This is a genomic window from Flavobacterium enshiense (genome assembly GCF_040750275.1).
GTDB classification, from domain to species: Bacteria; Bacteroidota; Bacteroidia; order Flavobacteriales; family Flavobacteriaceae; genus Flavobacterium; species Flavobacterium enshiense_B.
Genome location: NZ_JBDOCV010000005.1, coordinates 487 through 18,483 on the forward strand (window position 1 = coordinate 487; position 17,997 = coordinate 18,483).

At 43.0% G+C, this 17,997-nt stretch carries 13 protein-coding genes; 4 read left to right on the forward strand and 9 right to left on the reverse strand.

The genetic code is table 11. From position 1 onward, the window contains the following. From ABGT15_RS09150 to ABGT15_RS09165, 4 genes are all read right to left on the reverse strand, one after another. A partial coding sequence (locus ABGT15_RS09150) for a type IX secretion system membrane protein PorP/SprF (RefSeq protein ID WP_367231629.1) occupies nucleotides 1-149 on the reverse strand: 149 nt, incomplete at its 3' end. Between the two features lie 68 nt (nucleotides 150-217). Continuing rightward, entirely contained in the window at nucleotides 218-7,963 is a 7,746-nt protein-coding gene (locus ABGT15_RS09155; protein ID WP_367231115.1) for a choice-of-anchor J domain-containing protein, read from the reverse strand. Between the two features lie 550 nt (nucleotides 7,964-8,513). Then, on the reverse strand, nucleotides 8,514-9,674 hold the full coding sequence (locus ABGT15_RS09160; protein ID WP_367231116.1) for a hypothetical protein: 1,161 nt from the start codon (nucleotides 9,672-9,674) through the stop codon (nucleotides 8,514-8,516). Then, nucleotides 9,658-10,653: a DUF2157 domain-containing protein gene (locus ABGT15_RS09165; RefSeq protein WP_367231117.1), complete on the reverse strand. Its 996-nt coding sequence runs from the start codon at nucleotides 10,651-10,653 to the stop codon at nucleotides 9,658-9,660. Before ABGT15_RS09165 ends, ABGT15_RS09160 begins: the two co-directional genes overlap by 17 nt. A gap of 146 nt (nucleotides 10,654-10,799) precedes the next feature. Between ABGT15_RS09165 and ABGT15_RS09170 the strand changes: the two genes are divergently transcribed. The 4 genes from ABGT15_RS09170 to ABGT15_RS09185 all read left to right on the forward strand — a co-directional run bounded on the left by ABGT15_RS09170 (nucleotide 10,800) and on the right by ABGT15_RS09185 (nucleotide 13,399). Then, nucleotides 10,800-11,132 carry a PadR family transcriptional regulator gene (locus tag ABGT15_RS09170; protein WP_367231118.1) on the forward strand — a complete coding sequence of 111 codons (333 nt, stop codon included), beginning with the start codon at nucleotides 10,800-10,802 and terminating at the stop codon, nucleotides 11,130-11,132. 2 nt (nucleotides 11,133-11,134) lie between these two features. Then, nucleotides 11,135-11,575 (forward strand): hypothetical protein, encoded by a 441-nt coding sequence (locus tag ABGT15_RS09175; RefSeq protein WP_367231119.1) that lies wholly within the window; start codon nucleotides 11,135-11,137, stop codon nucleotides 11,573-11,575. 4 nt (nucleotides 11,576-11,579) lie between these two features. Continuing rightward, complete coding sequence (locus ABGT15_RS09180) at nucleotides 11,580-11,759, forward strand: hypothetical protein (protein WP_367231120.1); 180 nt, start codon at nucleotides 11,580-11,582, stop codon at nucleotides 11,757-11,759. Between the two features lie 89 nt (nucleotides 11,760-11,848). Continuing rightward, nucleotides 11,849-13,399, forward strand: a complete 1,551-nt coding sequence (locus ABGT15_RS09185) for a serine hydrolase domain-containing protein (protein ID WP_367231121.1) — start codon at nucleotides 11,849-11,851, stop codon at nucleotides 13,397-13,399. Between the two features lie 49 nt (nucleotides 13,400-13,448). Here ABGT15_RS09185 and sufD read toward each other — a convergent pair whose 3' ends face one another. The 5 genes from sufD to ABGT15_RS09210 all read right to left on the reverse strand — a co-directional run bounded on the left by sufD (nucleotide 13,449) and on the right by ABGT15_RS09210 (nucleotide 17,878). Next, a complete protein-coding gene (gene sufD, locus ABGT15_RS09190) occupies nucleotides 13,449-14,765 on the reverse strand; it encodes a Fe-S cluster assembly protein SufD (RefSeq protein WP_367231122.1) in 1,317 nt (438 codons plus the stop codon). Between the two features lie 76 nt (nucleotides 14,766-14,841). Continuing rightward, complete coding sequence (sufC, locus tag ABGT15_RS09195; RefSeq protein ID WP_367231123.1) at nucleotides 14,842-15,579, reverse strand: Fe-S cluster assembly ATPase SufC; 738 nt, start codon at nucleotides 15,577-15,579, stop codon at nucleotides 14,842-14,844. A 6-nt stretch (nucleotides 15,580-15,585) separates the two neighbouring features. Further along, complete coding sequence (locus tag ABGT15_RS09200; protein WP_367231124.1) at nucleotides 15,586-16,083, reverse strand: flavodoxin family protein; 498 nt, start codon at nucleotides 16,081-16,083, stop codon at nucleotides 15,586-15,588. Further along, a complete protein-coding gene (sufB, locus tag ABGT15_RS09205; RefSeq protein WP_367231125.1) occupies nucleotides 16,083-17,531 on the reverse strand; it encodes a Fe-S cluster assembly protein SufB in 1,449 nt (482 codons plus the stop codon). Before sufB ends, ABGT15_RS09200 begins: the two co-directional genes overlap by 1 nt. Before the next feature lie 17 nt (nucleotides 17,532-17,548). After that, nucleotides 17,549-17,878: a HesB/IscA family protein gene (locus ABGT15_RS09210; protein WP_367231126.1), complete on the reverse strand. Its 330-nt coding sequence runs from the start codon at nucleotides 17,876-17,878 to the stop codon at nucleotides 17,549-17,551. Between the last annotated feature and the right edge of the window lie 119 nt (nucleotides 17,879-17,997).

The window sequence follows — 17,997 nt, forward strand, 5'->3', positions numbered from 1 at the left end:
CCTAAAGATAAACTCTCCTTAGAGCCCGCATACGCCGGGTTCATAACACTCATGTTGTACATATACTGTGTATAATGAGGATCCTGTTGAGCATAGCCCTCCGTTAAACTCAGCAATCCTAAAAAAACACCTAAATATAGTTTCTTCATTACTTGTATTGTTTTATTTGTAAAAAGTACACTGCTCCCTTTTAAAAGAAGCAGTGACTTTTCCTTATTTATTGCTCTCTGTTGATGTATACCCAACCCGATTTAGTAGATCCGTCGCCCGCTTCGATCACGTAGTAATACGTACCGTCCGGTAACTCATCGCCACCTTTAGACTGACCGTACCACTGGTTCGTATAACCCGATCCGTGCTCGTAAACTGTAGCTCCGTAGCGGTTGAAAATGTTCACCTTACGAACGCCTAAGCCCTCAAGATCCCAACTGTCATTCAAGCCGTCGTTGTTTGGTGAAATACCTTTAGGGATGTTGCAGTTCGCATTAACCGTAATAGTCATCGAAGCTGTTGGCGCACATTGTCCTGCATCCGGGGTAAAGGTATAGGTCGTTGTGGCTGTGTTGTTCAAAGCCGGAGACCAAGTACCTGTAACGCCTTCAATTGATGCAGTAGGTAATTCTACTAATGGTGCACCCGAACAAATAGGTTCAACTGGTGCAAATGTAGGAACCACAACTGGATTAACCGTAATGGTCATTGATGTTACAGTTGCACATTGTCCTGCAGTTGGTGTAAACGTATACGTAGTTGTAGTCGTATTGTCCAAGGCTGGAGACCATGTTCCTGTGATACCCTCGTTAGATGTTGTCGGTAATGCCGATAACGAATCTCCGGAACAAATCGGGGCAACTGCCGCAAACGTTGGAGTCGTACCAGGTGTTACAGTAATGGTCATGGTTGTTGAAACCGCACACAGACCTGCATTCGGTGTAAATGTATACGTAGTCGTAGTCATATTATCCAAAGCTGGGGACCAAGTTCCTGTAATACCCTCGTTAGATGTTGTCGGTAATGCCGATAACGAATCTCCAGAACAAATCGGGGCAACTGCCGCAAACGTTGGAGTCGTACCAGGTGTTACAGTAATAGTTATAGTACTTGGAACCGCACACTGACCTGCATCTGGAGTAAACGTATACGTAGTCGTAGTTGTATTATCCAAGGCTGGGTACCAGGTTCCTGTAACGCCTTCATTCGAAGTAGCCGGTAATGCTGATAACGAATCTCCGGAACAAATCGGGGCAACTGCCGCAAACGTTGGAGTCGTATTCGGTGTAACGGTAATAGTCATCGTACTTGAAACCGCACACTGACCCGCATCTGGAGTAAACGTATACGTAGTCGTAGTCGTGTTATCCAATGCTGGGGACCAGGTTCCTGTAACGCCTTCATTCGAAGTTGTTGGTAAAGCAGCCAACGTACCTCCAGGACAAATTGGTGCAACGGTCGCAAACGTTGGAGTCGTATTCGGTGTAACGGTAATAGTCATGGTGCTTGGAACTGCACACTGACCCGCATCCGGGGTAAACGTATACGTAGTCGTGGTCGTGTTATCCAACGCTGGGGACCAGGTTCCTGTAACGCCTTCATTCGAAGTTGTCGGCAATGCTGCCAACGTACTTCCGGAACAAATTGGGGCTACTGCCGCAAATGTTGGTGTTGCATTCGGTGTAACCGTAATAGTCATCGTTGTTGAAACAGCACATGGTCCTGCATCTGGAGTAAACGTATACGTAGTTGTAGTCATGTTATCCAACGCTGGTGACCAGGTTCCTGTAACGCCTTCATTAGAAGTTGTCGGCAATGCTGTTACCGTTGCACCTGCGCAAATTGGGGCTACCGCCGCAAATGTTGGTGTTGTATTCGGCGTAATCGTGATAGTCATGGTCGTTGTAATGGCACACTGACCCGAATTTGGAGTAAACGTATACGTAGTCGTAGTCGTGTTATCCAACACTGGAGACCAAGTCCCTGTAATACCCTCAGCTGAAGTTGTTGGCAAAGCCGCTAAAGTAGCTCCTGCACAAACCGGTGCAACCTGGGTAAATTGAGGTAATCTGTTTCCGTTATCGGTATAAGTAATCTCAATTGTACTGGTACAATACAAGGTTGTCCAATCATATCGGTAAATACCTGGTAATGTAAAGCCGCTAATGGTCGTTGCATTTTCATTAGGATCCCCAATAACAGTTACAGCCGGGTTGTCATTATGAGCTGACCAAGTTCCTAAACCGGCAGCTACAACATTAGATACATTGGTTGAACAATCTAAACTTAAAGGAGATGCAGAAATAATACTGTTATCTGCCTTGAATTCAATACTGTCTAAGAAGTTTCCAATAGTGGCACCTCCAACACTCGATATGGACTGGAAGATAAAACGGGTAACCATCTGACCAGCAGGAACCGTATACGAACGCGCAGCAGGATAACTCCATGCATTCACTCCGTTGCCGGTACTTCTTCTGTCAATTTCCACATAAGGTCCACCAGGAGGCCCTGCTAAAAGCGCAATAACGTCAGTACCTTGTCTTCCTTTGTGTGCATATCTGTACGTGAACACAGTACTTAATGGTGTTGCATAATCCTGATACACCGCAGAAACCTGATTCGCATTCAATTCGATAAACTGATTACCGCTATGCGCCGTATGGTTTTCATAATTCGGTGCCGGCCAAATTTCAATAATATGATCCGTAGCAGTTGTTCTCCATCCTAACATGGTATTGTCATTTGTAGAAAGGTTTGGAAAAGTTCCCGTAATGTCCGGAGATTCAAAACTTGAGTTCACCGTATTGATCAAACAGTCTGCACTGGTTCCGCTGGCAGGAGCCGTTGGTACTTTAACACACACATCAAATCTTACGTTGGTGTCTGTTGTAACCGTATTGATTGATGCTCGTATTATGTAAGTAGTACCAATCTGCAATCCGGAAACTGTAGCGGAGTTGTTAAAACTACAAGCCATTTGAGTCAAACTACCACAACTACCTGAGTAAAACGTCAACATAATAGGATGTGGTGTTCCCACAAAATTGATAAACTCTACCGTGTGTGCGGTATTTGTAGCTGTAAATTGGAACCAGATATCTCCTGAATTTGCGCTACCACAAGCTGTTCCGCCCACTGTTGAAACGGTTGATCCGTTAAACATTCCGGCTCTTACTTGAGTACACTGATCGTTGGTGTTAACCGGAACAGTATACGGTGTAGCACATTCATCATTTCCGATAAAAGTCGTAAAGGTTCTAGGAGCCGACCATACACTAACTTCTGAACCGGCAGTACATATTGCCCGCACATAGAAATCATAGGTCGTAGATGCCTGTAAACCAGTAATGGTATATGGTGGCGGTGTTGCCACCGGTGTACCTGTAGTGGCTCCCGTAGGTGCCGGTGAGCCCGTTGGCAATACAATAATTTCCCAAGCTGTTTCTGAACAACCAGGTGTCCATGTTACAGTTGTATCGGTTATTCCAGGTGTTCCTACAACCGCTAAATTGTATGGTCTAGGACACGTTGGAAGTTCTACTTTAAAGTTATCAATGGCGGCCGGTGGTTGAGTTCCGGTAAAAGCATTGTTTCTCCATTCCACTATCACACGCATAACCCCGCCAGTATAAGAAGCAGCGTTAAACGAATAAGTTTGGGTTGTAAAAGCAGCACCGGCATTTAATTGGTTCGACAATTGTGTTCCACCACTTGCTGCTGCAGTAATTCCGGTTCCCGCAGTCGGGTTAAATGTTGGTGGCACCACCCAAACGTTTACATAATCTGCCGCTGCCTGACCCATTGAACGCCAGTCGAAGGAAATATTCAAGGTACCCGCACATGCTGCTGGTATGGCAATATCTCTATAAGTATGAACAATGGATGTAGACGTTATTGTATAAGCATTAGTTGTCCCGTTATCGTTACTGATATACAAGGCACGCGTACCACCATTATTCGCCGCAGTTCCTTCAAACCACTTGTTCACAGCAGTTCCATTTACTGTTGTCCAACCTGATGTGCCTTCAAAACCTTCATTATAAGGTATAGTGGCAGGAATCTGGGAAGTAGTAAAGGTTCTAGGACCTGTCCATGTGCTTACATCTGTGGCAGAAGTACAAACAGCTCTAACATAGTATTCATAGTTCGTTGATGGGTTTAAACCAGTAATGATAAACGGATTCGTTCCTACCGGAATGATCGTACTTGATCCGGTTGGCTGCCCCGATCCTACCGGTTGTACCACCACTTCCCATTGTGTTTCAGAAGCTCCTGCTGTCCATTGTACCGTTGCAGTAGATTGTGTCACACTCACTACAATTGGATTGGTAGGAGCCGGACATGTAATAACCGTAATATTAATATTATCTATGGCAGCTGGAGGTTGTGTTCCGGCAATTCCATCATTTCTCCATTCAAAAACAAATCTACCTGTCAGTCCGGCAAATGCAGCAGCATTCACCACTAGATTTCTTCTTATCCATGTTGCTTGTTGGTTGATGTTTCCACTAAGATTAATTCTGTCAGCTGCTGCTGTTATTTGTGCTCCTGGCGTTGGAACATATGAAGTTGGCACTAGCCATACTCTCAGATAATCAAAAGTAGATTCTCCTTGTGCACGCCAATCAAAGCCAACATTTACCTGATTAACACCTGCAGGAATCTGAACATCTCTATAGGTCTGAACTACAGAAGTTGATGTAAGGGTATAAGTATTTGTTACACCATTGTCATTGGAAACGTACATGGCACGCGTCCCTCCATTGTTAACAGCAGTACCTTCAAACCATTTATTCGTCTGAGTTCCATTCACCGTTGACCAACCTGATGTCCCTTCAAAAGTCTCTGCATAAGGCATAGTCACAGGAATTTGAGTGGTAGTAAATGTTACCGGTCCTGACCAAGTACTAACATCTGAAGCACCACAAACGGCTCTAACATAGTACTCATAATTTGTAGAAGGATTTAATCCCGTCACCGTAAACGGATTCGTTCCTACCGGAATGATCGTACTTGATCCGGTTGGCTGCCCCGATCCTACCGGTTGCACCACCACTTCCCATTGTGTTTCAGAAGCTCCGGCTACCCATTGAAGTGTTGCCGTTGATTGTGTTACAGCCGTAACAGTCAGTGTGATAGGAGCCGGACAAGTAATAACTGTAACGTTTACATTGTCAATAGCTGCCGGTGGTTGTGTACCTGCAGTGGTATCGTTTCTCCATTCAAAAACAAGTCTAACGGTCTGACCCGCAAATGCAGTGGAGTTAACCACGATGTTTCTTCTTGTCCATGCTGCATTTTGATTAATATTACCGCTGATGTTGATTCTGTCTGCTGCTGCAGTAATTTGAGTACCCGCAGTTGGCACGAAACTAGTCGGCACAATCCAAACTCTGAAATAATCAAAGGTGGATTCCCCTACTGTTCTCCAGTCGAAAGCTACATTAATCTGGTTAGCACCCGCCGGGATTACAATGTCCCTATACGATTGTACCACAGAAGCTGCCGTAACCGTATATGCATTTGCAACTCCGTTATTGTTGGAAATATACATGGAACGGGTTCCTCCGTTGCTTACAGCAGTTCCGGCATACCATTTATTAGTCTGGGTTCCATTAATGGCATCCCAATCGAAATTTCCTTCAAAAGTATCTGAGAAAGGAAGTGCTGCCGCAACCTGTGGTGTTCTGAATGTCACAGGTCCAATCCAAATACTTGAACCGCTTCCACCACAATTTGCCAATACGTATACATCGTATGTAGTCGAGCTGTTAAGTGGTGTTGCGTTGTATGTTGGAGTAGTCGTTACGGTTACCCCATCTGTTGGTAAGGTCGGTGCCGGCAAACCAGTCGGCTGAACCAATACCTGCCATGTTGTTTCGGTATTCCCTGGAATCCATTGAACCGTTGCGGAAGTTGCAGTAACTCCAGAAACCGTCAAAGCAGTCGGTTCCGGACAAGCCGGCAAATCTTCTACAATCACCTGATCGATATAGATTCTTGAACCATTGGTTCCCGGTGCCACATACCAGCCAATATTCACGTTTCCGTTATAAGCCGACAAATTGACAATGCGTTCAATATAGGTTGTATTACTATAAGACGTCGGAGCCACCAATACCGTAGTTAAATCCGAAGGAGACGGCCCGTTAGTGGACAATCTTACTTCGAAAGTACATGGTGATGTATTTGTCTCCACTCTATATCTGAATTTCAAACGCTGGTTTCCGGTAAGAGTAATCTGCGGTGAAATTAACCAGTCGTTATTCGCTACCGAACTGGACACGATACTTGCTACCTGATTCCCTTCAAATGGGTTGGTTGCGTAATCCATGTTCCATGCATTAGCATCGGCATTTACGTTTAATACCGTCCAACAAGCCTGAGTAGTTGACGTGCTGTTAAAGCCTTCCGTGAAAGAAACCGGGAAAGCAGTACACAAGGTTCTGAAAGTGAATGGGCCAGCCCAAGCACTGAAAGTTCCTCCTCCACAATCAACGCGTACATAAAATTCATAGTTGGTATTTGCGGTTAAACTGTTAACTGTTACCGAAGTCGTAGCTACCGGCGTACCCGCTCCCGTTGGCAGTCCAGTACCAGCCGTCTGGAATACATACTCCCATGCTGTAGCACTGGCTGGGTTACCCCAGGTTAAAGTTGCTCCGGTTTGTGAAATTCCAGAAGCTCCTAAATTGTTGGGCGGAGGACATCCTACCTGTTGTATGGTTAACGTATACGGGAAGGTTTGTGGTGCCCCTGATGACGAAATAACAAGATAATATGTCGTTCCGGCAGTAACCGAGAAGAAAGGTATGTTTCTCACGCCACCGCCTGTATTTGCCACACCTGCCAAACAGATGGACCCAACATCGGTACAACTTCCATATACAAAAACGCCAGTATTGTTACCGGTTGGGGTCATAGAAATATCAACCACTCCTGTAAAAGAAGGTGTAAAAGCATAAAAAACATCATTACCGTTCAAATAGTTTCCGGTAATTCCACAAGAAGCGCCCGGGCTTCCGTCTACCACGTCACCGTATAATCCGGTGTTGCTGGTATGTGTATATGGTAATGCGCCCACCACAATCGGTCCGGCACAGTTTTGTCCTAAAGGAGTGGTAAGGAAGGTAAAAGGTCCTACCCAATTGCTTCGTACACCGGCGGCACAAACTGATCTTACATAGTAAGAGTACTGTGTTCCGGAAGTAAGTCCTGTAAGTGTATAAGGATTTGTCGCTGCAGTAACATCCGACGTCCCGTCTGGTGTCGCAGGGCTCGCCGCATAGTCAATTTCCCATGAAGTAGCGGGTCCCGGACTTGTCCATCCTAATTGAGCCTGTGTTGCCGTAATATTTGTCGCCGTTAACGTTACCGGGTCTAAACATTGTTGTGCAATATTTACATTGTCCAATAACCAACGGTCTCCGGAAGTTGTTGTTCCGGTTTGCGTGTGCACCCTTACAAAGGCTACATAAACCTGTTGTCCTGCATAAGCATTCAAGTTCAATACCATTTCGCCATAAACGTTAAAGGCCGTTGAACCACCGGAAGCCATCGCAATTTCGAGTTCCGATTCGGTCCACTGCTGTAAAACAGTAAAACTGGACTGATTCGTTTGTGAAGTCGTTGAAATACGTACTTGATAAAGTGTCCCGTTATCACCGGAAAGCACCATTTTGGTCATAAAACGCAACTGTGCTGCGGGTGCCACTGCGTATTGCGGTGTTACCAGCCAGTCCTCAGAAGTGTTTCCTTGGCCTATACCTCCCCTGTCTATAAACGCTGCTGACGTTCCGCTGGGATGTGGACTGTATAAGGTAGTGGTAGTCCAGCTTTGTGCTGTTCCCACCCCATTGTCCATGATGGCCCATGTCGATGGCATCCCCGAATCAAAGTATTCCGGAAACTGGGCATGACCCAGAAAAGATATCAGCGACATGAAAATTAGAAAAGTAATTTTCTTCATAGATAATTTTGGTTTGGTTTAAAAAAAGTTAGGCGATAAAAATAACCCTATTTTGAGGAGTTCGTAAATATGGCCGCTTGTTCTAACAAAAAAACCAGCATTTGTGTCGAATAATTATTAATTTGTCATAAAAATTAAAATATATAACTTTTTTTTATTTTTTTATAATTCTTTGTCTTCAAAATGTTATTTTTCTGAAAATGTGCTAGTTAAGAAATTCCCTTGCTACACAGAAAATTAACACAAAAAAGTCATTTATCGAAAAAAAATGGCTTTGAGTGACAAAAAATAACAATCTTCATTGGGAGAGGAAGTCAAGAAATTTAATAAAACATATGACAAAATGATAAATTACAAATATGTGTTTGCATGAAATATTTATCAGGAAAAGTTGAAAATCACCAAACCGGTTTACAAATAAAGACAACCAACTTTTCTGGCCTATATAAATAACCGAAATGTACCAATATATCCTTTCCAGAAAAACGAATTGAGCAGCGATCACGACATTTGCTCGTGAAAACATTTGACTGTTATACTTGTTCAAATATTAATAATTACCCCCGGCACCACCGCCACTAAAACCACCGCCGCCAAAAGGCATTTTGTCTTCGGTTGCGGATATCGTTTTCGTTTGAATTTGAGACGTGACAATTAAGGCTTGAGCGTTTAGGATAAAACTGCTATCGGCACTTCGGTCGGGTTGGAAGGTTATGCCTGTTTCTTTGTCTTTCCATTTTCGGATGGCCCAATAACTAATCCCGAAAAGTAGGATTCCACCAAAAATCAAGGCAATTTCCAGAGGCATCACCTGGTAATAATAGCGAATCGTGAAGAAGGAATAGCCTAAAACAAACAGCCCCAATAACAACATCAATCGGTCTTTGGTTTTCAGGGCATAACCGATATACAACAACGGAATGACAAACGTTAATCCGTAAAACAAAAAGGCTAGCGGAATATCGTTTTCAGGGGTTACCACAATATGCATCAAATCTTCCGAAAGTTCCCGGACCACCATGTAATTGACCGAAAAATAGGCCAACAACAACGCAAATCCTTTCACCACCCAAATCGCATTGGAATACAAGTAGTATTGCTTCTTTTTATCAAATTTCAGGCTGATGAAGTACAAGCCGCAAGCCAGGAAAAAGCCGACGAAAGGCAGGAATAATTTATCGATAAGCGCATGGTTCACAATCAGATCAAAAACCAAACCGACCAAGCCAATTGCACCGACCAATACTGATAAGGTATGCACATAACGCAGGCAACAGGCAGTACCTAAAAGCAGCATCGTCAGAAAAACTAGGGAAGTAGAATCCGTGGTACTCCCGATGGCCATACCAAAAAAGAAAGGAATCGAGAGAATGAAAGCGTCGTCTAAACCATGCTGGTAATACCCTATCCGCGCTAGAAATTCCGCTCCGATGATGCCAATTACACCATAAACAAAGAGTAAGACTTCAAAATCACCGTCCAATAAAGTTCCGAAAAACAGCGCCAGAAAACCCGCCACCGCGGACAACAGTAAACAGCCCAAAAGGAAGAAACCGATCCGAATCAGTAAATTGCTACTGGAATGAAACAGTGTCAATCGTGACGTGATGTCCTGCAGTTGTGTTTTCGGAATGAATTTCATCCGATACAGTTCTTTAGCCTGAGCGACTAACGCTTCATTTTCTAAGGTTTCTTTATGATATGCCAACATGTTTCGCTTTGTTAAAGTTACGCACCGCTCGGATGAACAGCACTATGGAAAACACTACATAAATCGGGGAAAGGTAGATGAGTGGTTCAATAAAGTCGAAGATTTGTAAACTGTCCAAAACCCGGATAACGAAAATATTAAACCCAATATACCCGTACAGCAACGAAAACACAAACAGCGACGTAGCATTATGTTTATGCCCTCTGTTGTAAAAAAACCAGGTGCTGCCAACCAAAACCGGAAGAAAACCATACCAATAGTCCTCAATTAAACCCGCAATCGTACAAATACCCAAAAGATGTTGGGCAAACGTGTAATAGACAAAATAAAAATGGGCTTTCAGATTTTCTTTCAAACTGTACAACGTCCAGACAATCAATAAGACACCAATCATAATTCCAAAATACACTAGGTTCGGGTTGGAATAGATGTCGTTTTCGAAAACCGTCTGTGGCGTTAAAGTGATGCCTGCAAAAGCGATCAATGACGTAACAGCCATGGACAGTACCGTACGGTTATCAAAATAGTACGAAACAACAAAACACAATATCGCCGAAAATAAGGAAACCAGACTGAAATCTTTCCCTAAAATACTGTACTGAAACTGGAGATACCCAATAAAAATGGTCGCCAGCAAACTGCCGGTCAACACTAGATAATCATACATTGGTTGCTCAAAAACCACTTCCGTTTTCGAAAATCCTTTCGCCTTTTTAAAACTGAAATAAAAGCACACAGCCATCAGTACAAAATTCACTGCCAGGATCGCCAGATGACCGATGCTGTCTATGTTTTTATACACCAAAGTTCCCACCCCGGTAGTAAAGAGCAAGACCGAAAGGTAAAGCAAGGACAACAATTCCGTGTTTAAAGAAAAGATATTAAGGCTTTTATATGCCTTGATTTCCTGATGTTGAGCTTGGGTTAGGAAGCCTTTTTCGAGGAGTTCCTGGATGTTTTTTTCAGAATAGTGTTGCATAAACCGAATTTGATATCTACCAAATATAAGAAGAATCGCAAATAAATCCACACTTCGGCTTCCTCACAAAAAAATCTAAGCAAACACAATATTCAAAAAAAACAACATTTATATAAATACATTTAAATAAAATGTATATTTGTACTATGTATAGCAAAGAATTAACCAAAGGAACGTTATTGCCAATCATCTTAAAACTTATCAGTGAAAACGATAAGATGTACGGCTATGAAATCACTCAGAAAGTAAAAGAGCTCACTTCCGGGAAAATAGATATTTCCGAAGGGGCCTTGTATCCGATTTTACACAAATTGGAAGCGGAAGGTATCCTGGAAACCGAAAAGGTTTTTATAGGAAAGCGAGTAAGAAAGTACTATAAAATCACGGGCACGGGACAAAAATATATTCAGGAGTTAAGCGCCGAACTGAATGATTTTATCAACACCCTGACACTGATCTTTAACCCAAACCCGCTCTGATAATGATAGTAACCGACTTGCATTACGAATATATCGAGACCAATCTGGCTTTCTATGGAATTACCGATGAAGCATTCAGGGAAGATCTGATGGACCATATCTGTACCCATCTGGAAAAATCGAATTCGAGTGATTTTGAAACCGCCTATCAGGAAGCCATAAACAACTTGGGCGGATATGCTGCGCTGCAATTGATTCAACGCGATAAAAACGAAAAAGCCCTGATTCACAGCTTTATCCGAAGAAAACGAAATACCCACCTGTGTTGTGCTATCAATGCCGTAGTACTGCTCATTGGGTTTGTGTTTTTTATCTATAAATGGCCGCTTTCGGGGGTATTGATCCTGATCGGCTTTTCACAACTAATCCTGATAACGATTCCGATGATCATCTACGAACACTACAAACTCAAAACACGAAAAATACTACTGCTAAACAAATAAACTTATGAAAAAATCCTTCTATCTGGTTGGTTTTCTGACCACTTTTGTTTTAGGAATTGGCGCCATGTTCGAATTCCTGCATTGGCCTTTTAGGGGCATGATCGTTTTTGCCGGTTTTCTATTGTTGAATTTTGGCGTGATCCCAATGTTCTTTTACCATAAATACCAAACGGCACTCAAATGAAACGGCTTCTTCTTTGGGTCAACTGTTTTCTGTTATCCTGGGTTTGCACTTCGCAAAAAAATTCCTGTCAAAAAATTGACGAGTTGCTAATGCGGTACGAAAAGCCCAATTCGCCTGGACTGAGCATCGGCATTGTACAAAACAACAAGCTGATCTACTCCAAAGGAATTGGGTGCGCTTCCTTGGAATATAACATCAAAAATTCTGATTCAACAGCTTTCAGCCTGGCTTCGATTGCCAAACAATTCACCGCCGCCTGCCTTTGGACTTTGGTTCGCGATGGCAAAATTTCCCTTGAAGACGACATCCGGAAGCACTTGCCCGAACTCCCAGAACGTAAACAAAGTATCAAAATCAAACACCTGTTGAACCACTCCAGCGGCTTGAGCAACTATCACACTTTAATGGCTTTAAAAGGTTTTGATTATGATTTGGAATATTACGACAACGAAACGGTGTTGGAACTCGCTTGCAAACAGAAGAAACTTAACCATGTTCCGGGAACCAAAACGGTGTACGGCAATACGTCGTATACCTTGTTGGCGCTTATTATAGAACGGATTGCCCAGAAAAATTTACAGGAATATGCCAAAACAGAATTGTTTGACCCGCTGGGAATGAACCATACGCAAATACGGTTGGAGAATCAGTCCCTTATCAGGAACAAAGCGGTGGGATATCAGCAAAAGGGAAATGAATTCCTTCAAAATCCAAGAATTCAAAAAAGCTATGGTGCGGGAAGCATGGCCTCTACTATAACAGATATGGCCAAATGGCTCTCGGTTTTGAACGGCACTAATCTGCAATTTAAAAAACTGACCGAATTTCTTACGACTTGCGACAACAGCAACCCCAACGAAAAAGCAAACTATGCCCGTGGTGTTATGACAGACAACTACAACGGTTATAAAACCATCAGCCACAGTGGCTACGGTTGGGGCGGGCAATCGCAGTTGATTACCTTGCCTGAAAAGCAACTGGGCATCATCATCCTGACGAATCTGGAATCGATAAACCCAACGCCGCTTTCTTATGAAATCCTGAATTTGCTCTTACCTGCTAAAAACACAAAATCCGAAACAAAAAAAACGGTCGTCATTAAATCGAACCCAAGACAATTCAAACAATTCGTTGGCCAATACAAGGAAATCAACAGCGATATGAAAATGGAAATCCTGATGGAAAACGACACCCTAAAAGCCAAAGGCAGCCAAGCCAAAAAAGCAATTGCGTTAAAGGGTTATGAAAAAGAAAAATTTCACCGAATCGCTAACGAAAGCGTGAAGTACGATTTCAACCAAACACAAGACCACGATTTAATCATCCGCTTTGGCGGAACGCCTTTTTATTTTAAACGTGCGGTCTTTGTCCAGCCTGAAACAATACAAATTCAGGAATTTGTTGGCGATTACCATTCGGAAGAATTGGATGTTACTTATCATTTTTCGAAAAACGGCAACCAGCTCTTCCTCTCCTATAAAAACAATGAAAACCAACCGGTAACACCCGTTCAAAAAGACGAATTCGGAAATAACCGGCGCACCTTATACCATTTTATTAGGGATGAAAACCAAAACATCAAAAGCTTTCTGCTTTCCAGTGAAGGTACGGTGCAAAACATACTGTTTATAAAAAAATAAAAACCGCTTTTACAGCGGTTTTTATTTTAATTTGAATCGAAATATAATCTTATAAGTCAAAACCCATGTTCACATTAAGCTTCGTAGCGATGATTTTCGCGATTTTAGCCTTTAATTCCGGTATTTTGATACTGGAGGTCACTTCGCTGGTAAACGCGTACATAAGGAGCGCTTTTGCCTCTTTCTTCGGGATCCCGCGCTGTTGCATGTAGAACATCGCGTTTTCGTCCAATTGCCCGATGGTACATCCGTGCGAACATTTCACGTCGTCAGCGAAAATTTCCAATTGCGGTTTGGCGTTGATGGTTGCTTTATCGCTCAACAAAATGTTGTTGTTCTGCTGGAAGGCGTCGGTTTTCTGCGCTTCTTTTTCTACATATATTTTCCCGTTGAACACGCCGGTGGATTGCCCGTCCAAGATCGTTTTGTAGTTCTGGTGGCTCTCGCAGTTCGGTTGTTCGTGGTTCACTAAGGTATAATGATCGACATGTTGTTTGTCGCCGATAATCGTTATTCCTTTTAAGGTCGAATCGATTCGTTCCCCGTGATGGTAGAAGTTCAGGTTGTTTCTAGTAAGGTTTCCTCCGAAAGAAAACGTATGCACCGAAACGATACTCTCCTGTTTTTGAGAGATATAGGTATTGTCGATCAGGTTCGCGGTCTGTTCGTCGTTTTGTACTTTGTAATAATCCACAATAGCACGTTTCTGAGCGAAAATTTCCGTAACGGAATTAGTAAGCACCGGATTCTCGTTCAAGCTCTGATGGCGCTCCACGATTTGCACGTGCGCATTTTCACCAACAATCACCAAGTTTCTCGGCTGTACCATTAGCGCATCTTCTTTCCCGGTAGAGAAATAAATGATCTCAATCGGTTTTTCCACCACTTTGCTTTTCGGGATGTTGATGTACGCTCCTTCATACGCGAAAGCGGTATTCAGCGACGTCAAACTTTCTTCTTTGCTGGCCACCTGATTGAAATAGGTGTCGATGATCATTTTGTATTTCGGTTTGGTCAATGCCGAAGACATCAAACAAACGTCCAAGCCGTCGTGGGTGGTCGAGGATAAAAACGTACTGAAAATCCCGTCGATGAAGATCACTTTGTAAGTGTCCAAATCGTTCAGAAAGTATTTCTTCACGTCTTTGATATCGATATTGTTTTCCTTTTTCGGGAAGATGCTGAAATCGTTTTTTAAAACGGCATTCAGCGAAGTATATTTCCAGGCTTCCTCTTTTTTGGTCGGGAACCCTTTGGCTTCAAAATTCTTTAAGGCCTCGGTGCGAAGGTCGTGCAACTGGGTAGCCACATCCACTTTCTCTTCGAAAGCCATGAACGATGATAGTAATTTTTCTTTTAAATCCATTTTTGCAAGTTTACAGTGTACAGTTTACAGTTTACAGTACCGAAATACTACGACTGCGACTGTTTACTGAACATCATTATTTCAACCAATCGTATCCTTTTTCTTCTAACTCCAATGCCAAATCCGCACCGCCCGATTTGATGATTTTTCCATCCATCAAAACGTGTACAAAATCCGGAACGATATAGTCTAACAGACGTTGGTAGTGTGTAATTACTACTACAGCGTTGTCCTGATTTTTCAGCTTGTTCACCCCATTTGCCACGATACGAAGTGCGTCGATATCCAAACCGGAATCCGTTTCGTCCAAGATCGCCAATTTCGGGTTTAGCATCGCCATTTGGAAGATTTCGTTACGTTTCTTTTCTCCTCCGGAAAAGCCTTCGTTTAACGAACGCGACAAGAATTTACGGTCGATTTCCAATAATTCGGATTTCTCGCGGATCAGTTTCAGCATTTCATTGGCCGGCATCTCTGCCTCGCCTCTGGCTTTACGGCTTTCGTTAATGGCGGTTTTCATGAAGTTCGTTACCGAAACCCCCGGGATTTCCACCGGATACTGGAACGATAAGAAAACGCCTTTGTGCGCTCTTTCTTCCGGAGCCAATTCGGAAATGTCTTCGCCGTCTAGTATGATTTCCCCGTCGGTTACTTCATAGGTTTCATTTCCGGCGATGATGGAAGATAACGTCGATTTTCCGGCACCGTTCGGTCCCATGATCGCGTGTACTTCGCCCGCTTTTACTTCAAGGTTGATCCCTCTTAATATTTCCTTGTCTTCAACACTTGCGTGTAGGTTGCTAATCTTTAACATTCGTCTTTATTTTTGTAAAAAAACTAATTCAATATTTTCTAATTCTTCGGGAACATCGGCGTTAAAATGCTTGCTCCCCAAATAGGTCATACCCAAATAATCGGCGGATTTCTCAAACGGAAGATAAAAGTTATAGTCCAGTTCGTGTTCAAAATCGTGTGAATTTGAAAGCACCGCCATGTTTTTTCCTCTAAGTTTTCGTCCCCAATCCTTTTCAATGCGGATCAAATCGGAAAACCGATCAAAAAACACTTTCATAATGCCGCTCATGCTGTACCAATAAATCGGGGTGGCGAAAAGCAGCGTATCGTATTTTTCGATAATTTTCTTCATCAGTGGAAGAAAATCATCGTTTATATTTTGACTTTCGTAATCGTAATAGGAAAACTGATAATCGCTCAAATTGATGATATCAACCCCATACTGCTTGGCGATTTCCTGTGCTATCGCCGTCGTATTCCCGTTTTTGCGGGACGAGCCAACAATCAGTACCTGAGTTGCCATTATCCTACCGAACCTTCTAAGGAAATCTCCAACAATTTCTGAGCTTCCACCGCGAATTCCATCGGCAACTTGTTCAATACGTCTTTACTGAATCCGTTTACGATCAACGCAATGGCTTTCTCGGTAGGAATTCCACGCTGGTTGCAATAGAACACCTGATCTTCTCCAATTTTAGACGTAGTCGCCTCGTGCTCAATCTTTGCCGTTGTGTTTTTAGATTCGATATACGGAAAGGTGTGCGCCCCACAATTGTTCCCCATCAGTAAGGAGTCACATTGCGAGAAGTTACGCGCGTTTTCAGCTCGGGATGAAATCTGAACCAGACCGCGGTAGCTGTTTTGCGATTTTCCGGCAGAAATCCCTTTGGAAATAATAGTCGATTTAGTGTTTTTTCCTAAATGCACCATTTTGGTTCCGGTATCGGCCTGTTGGAAATTGTTGGTTACTGCAATCGAGTAAAATTCCCCGATTGAATTGTCGCCTTTCAGTACACAAGACGGATATTTCCAAGTTACGGCTGAACCGGTCTCTACTTGGGTCCAGGAGATTTTTGCGTTTTTCTCGCACAACCCTCTTTTGGTCACGAAGTTGAACACCCCGCCTTTTCCTTCTTTATTACCCGGATACCAGTTTTGTACGGTCGAATATTTGATTTCAGCATCGTCTAAAGCGATAAGCTCTACCACGGCCGCGTGCAATTGGTTTTCGTCACGGCTTGGTGCGGTACAACCTTCTAAGTAGGATACATAACTACCTTCGTCGGCAATGACCAAAGTACGCTCGAACTGACCGGTTCCGGCTTGATTGATACGGAAATACGTTGAAAGTTCCATTGGGCATTTCACCCCTTTCGGGATATAACAGAACGACCCGTCAGAGAACACCGCCGAATTCAAGGCCGCGTAGAAATTATCCCGTTGCGGTACCACCGAACCGATATATTTCTGAACCAATTCCGGATGCTCTTGAATCGCTTCGGAAATCGGGCAGAAAATAATACCCTTCTCAGCTAAAGTTTTTTTGAAGGTAGTCGCCACAGAAACGGAATCGACCACAATATCCATAGCGATATTGTTCATTTTTTTCTGTTCATCCAGCGAAATCCCTAGCTTTTTGTACATCGCCAAAAGTTCCGGATCGACATCGTCCAAGGTTTTGTTCGGATCTACTTTCTTAGGTGCCGAATAATAGGAAATGGCCTGAAAATCAGGTTTTTCATAGTGTACGTTCGCCCAATGCGGCTCGGTCATTTCTTCCCAAGCGCGAAAAGCTTCCAAACGCCACTCGGTCATCCATTCGGGTTCGTTTTTCTTTTTGGAAATCGCACGGACAATGTCCTCATTCAATCCAATGGGAAACGTCTCCGATTCGATGTCGGTGTAAAAACCGTATTCGTATTCTTTATTCTCGAGTTCGACCTTTAAGTCGTCTTCTGTGTATTTTGACATGGTATTTTATTCAATGTTTATAGCGAAAAACTCTCGCCGCATCCGCAGGTTCTTTGTGCATTCGGATTGTTGAACACAAATCCTTTTCCGTTCAAGCCTCCAGAATATTCTAAAGTCGTTCCCACCAAATAGAAGAAACTTTTCTTGTCTACGGCAATTTTTATATCGTTGTCCTCGAACACTTTATCATCATCTCCTAAGTTTTTATCAAACTTTAAATCATACGACAAGCCGGAACACCCACCACTTTTTACGCCCACACGAACGTAATCGGTAACCGTGTTAAAACCGTCATCCTCCATCAACAGTGCGATTCTTTTCTTTGCGCTTTCTGAAACTTTAATCATAACGTTAAAACAGATTAATTCTAATTTAGTGCAAAGATATTACATAAAACCCTTATTACCTAACCGCTAACATTTTTATAACTTATTCAGCTATAGTCTTTTCTTATCAAGGGGATTAG

Bases quoted from the DNA above. Each gene is read 5' to 3' on its own strand.
- ABGT15_RS09200 (WP_367231124.1), bottom strand. From the start codon at position 16,083: ATGGCAACTCAGGTACTGATTGTTGGCTCGTCCCGCAAAAACGGGAAT.
- ABGT15_RS09175 (WP_367231119.1), top strand. From the start codon at position 11,135: ATGATAGTAACCGACTTGCATTACGAATATATCGAGACCAATCTGGCT.
- sufB (WP_367231125.1), bottom strand. From the start codon at position 17,531: ATGTCAAAATACACAGAAGACGACTTAAAGGTCGAACTCGAGAATAAA.
- sufD (WP_367231122.1), bottom strand. From the start codon at position 14,765: ATGGATTTAAAAGAAAAATTACTATCATCGTTCATGGCTTTCGAAGAG.
- ABGT15_RS09155 (WP_367231115.1), bottom strand. From the start codon at position 7,963: ATGAAGAAAATTACTTTTCTAATTTTCATGTCGCTGATATCTTTTCTG.
- sufC (WP_367231123.1), bottom strand. From the start codon at position 15,579: ATGTTAAAGATTAGCAACCTACACGCAAGTGTTGAAGACAAGGAAATA.
- ABGT15_RS09170 (WP_367231118.1), top strand. From the start codon at position 10,800: ATGTATAGCAAAGAATTAACCAAAGGAACGTTATTGCCAATCATCTTA.
- ABGT15_RS09180 (WP_367231120.1), top strand. From the start codon at position 11,580: ATGAAAAAATCCTTCTATCTGGTTGGTTTTCTGACCACTTTTGTTTTA.
- ABGT15_RS09210 (WP_367231126.1), bottom strand. From the start codon at position 17,878: ATGATTAAAGTTTCAGAAAGCGCAAAGAAAAGAATCGCACTGTTGATG.
- ABGT15_RS09165 (WP_367231117.1), bottom strand. From the start codon at position 10,653: ATGCAACACTATTCTGAAAAAAACATCCAGGAACTCCTCGAAAAAGGC.
- ABGT15_RS09185 (WP_367231121.1), top strand. From the start codon at position 11,849: ATGCGGTACGAAAAGCCCAATTCGCCTGGACTGAGCATCGGCATTGTA.
- ABGT15_RS09160 (WP_367231116.1), bottom strand. From the start codon at position 9,674: ATGTTGGCATATCATAAAGAAACCTTAGAAAATGAAGCGTTAGTCGCT.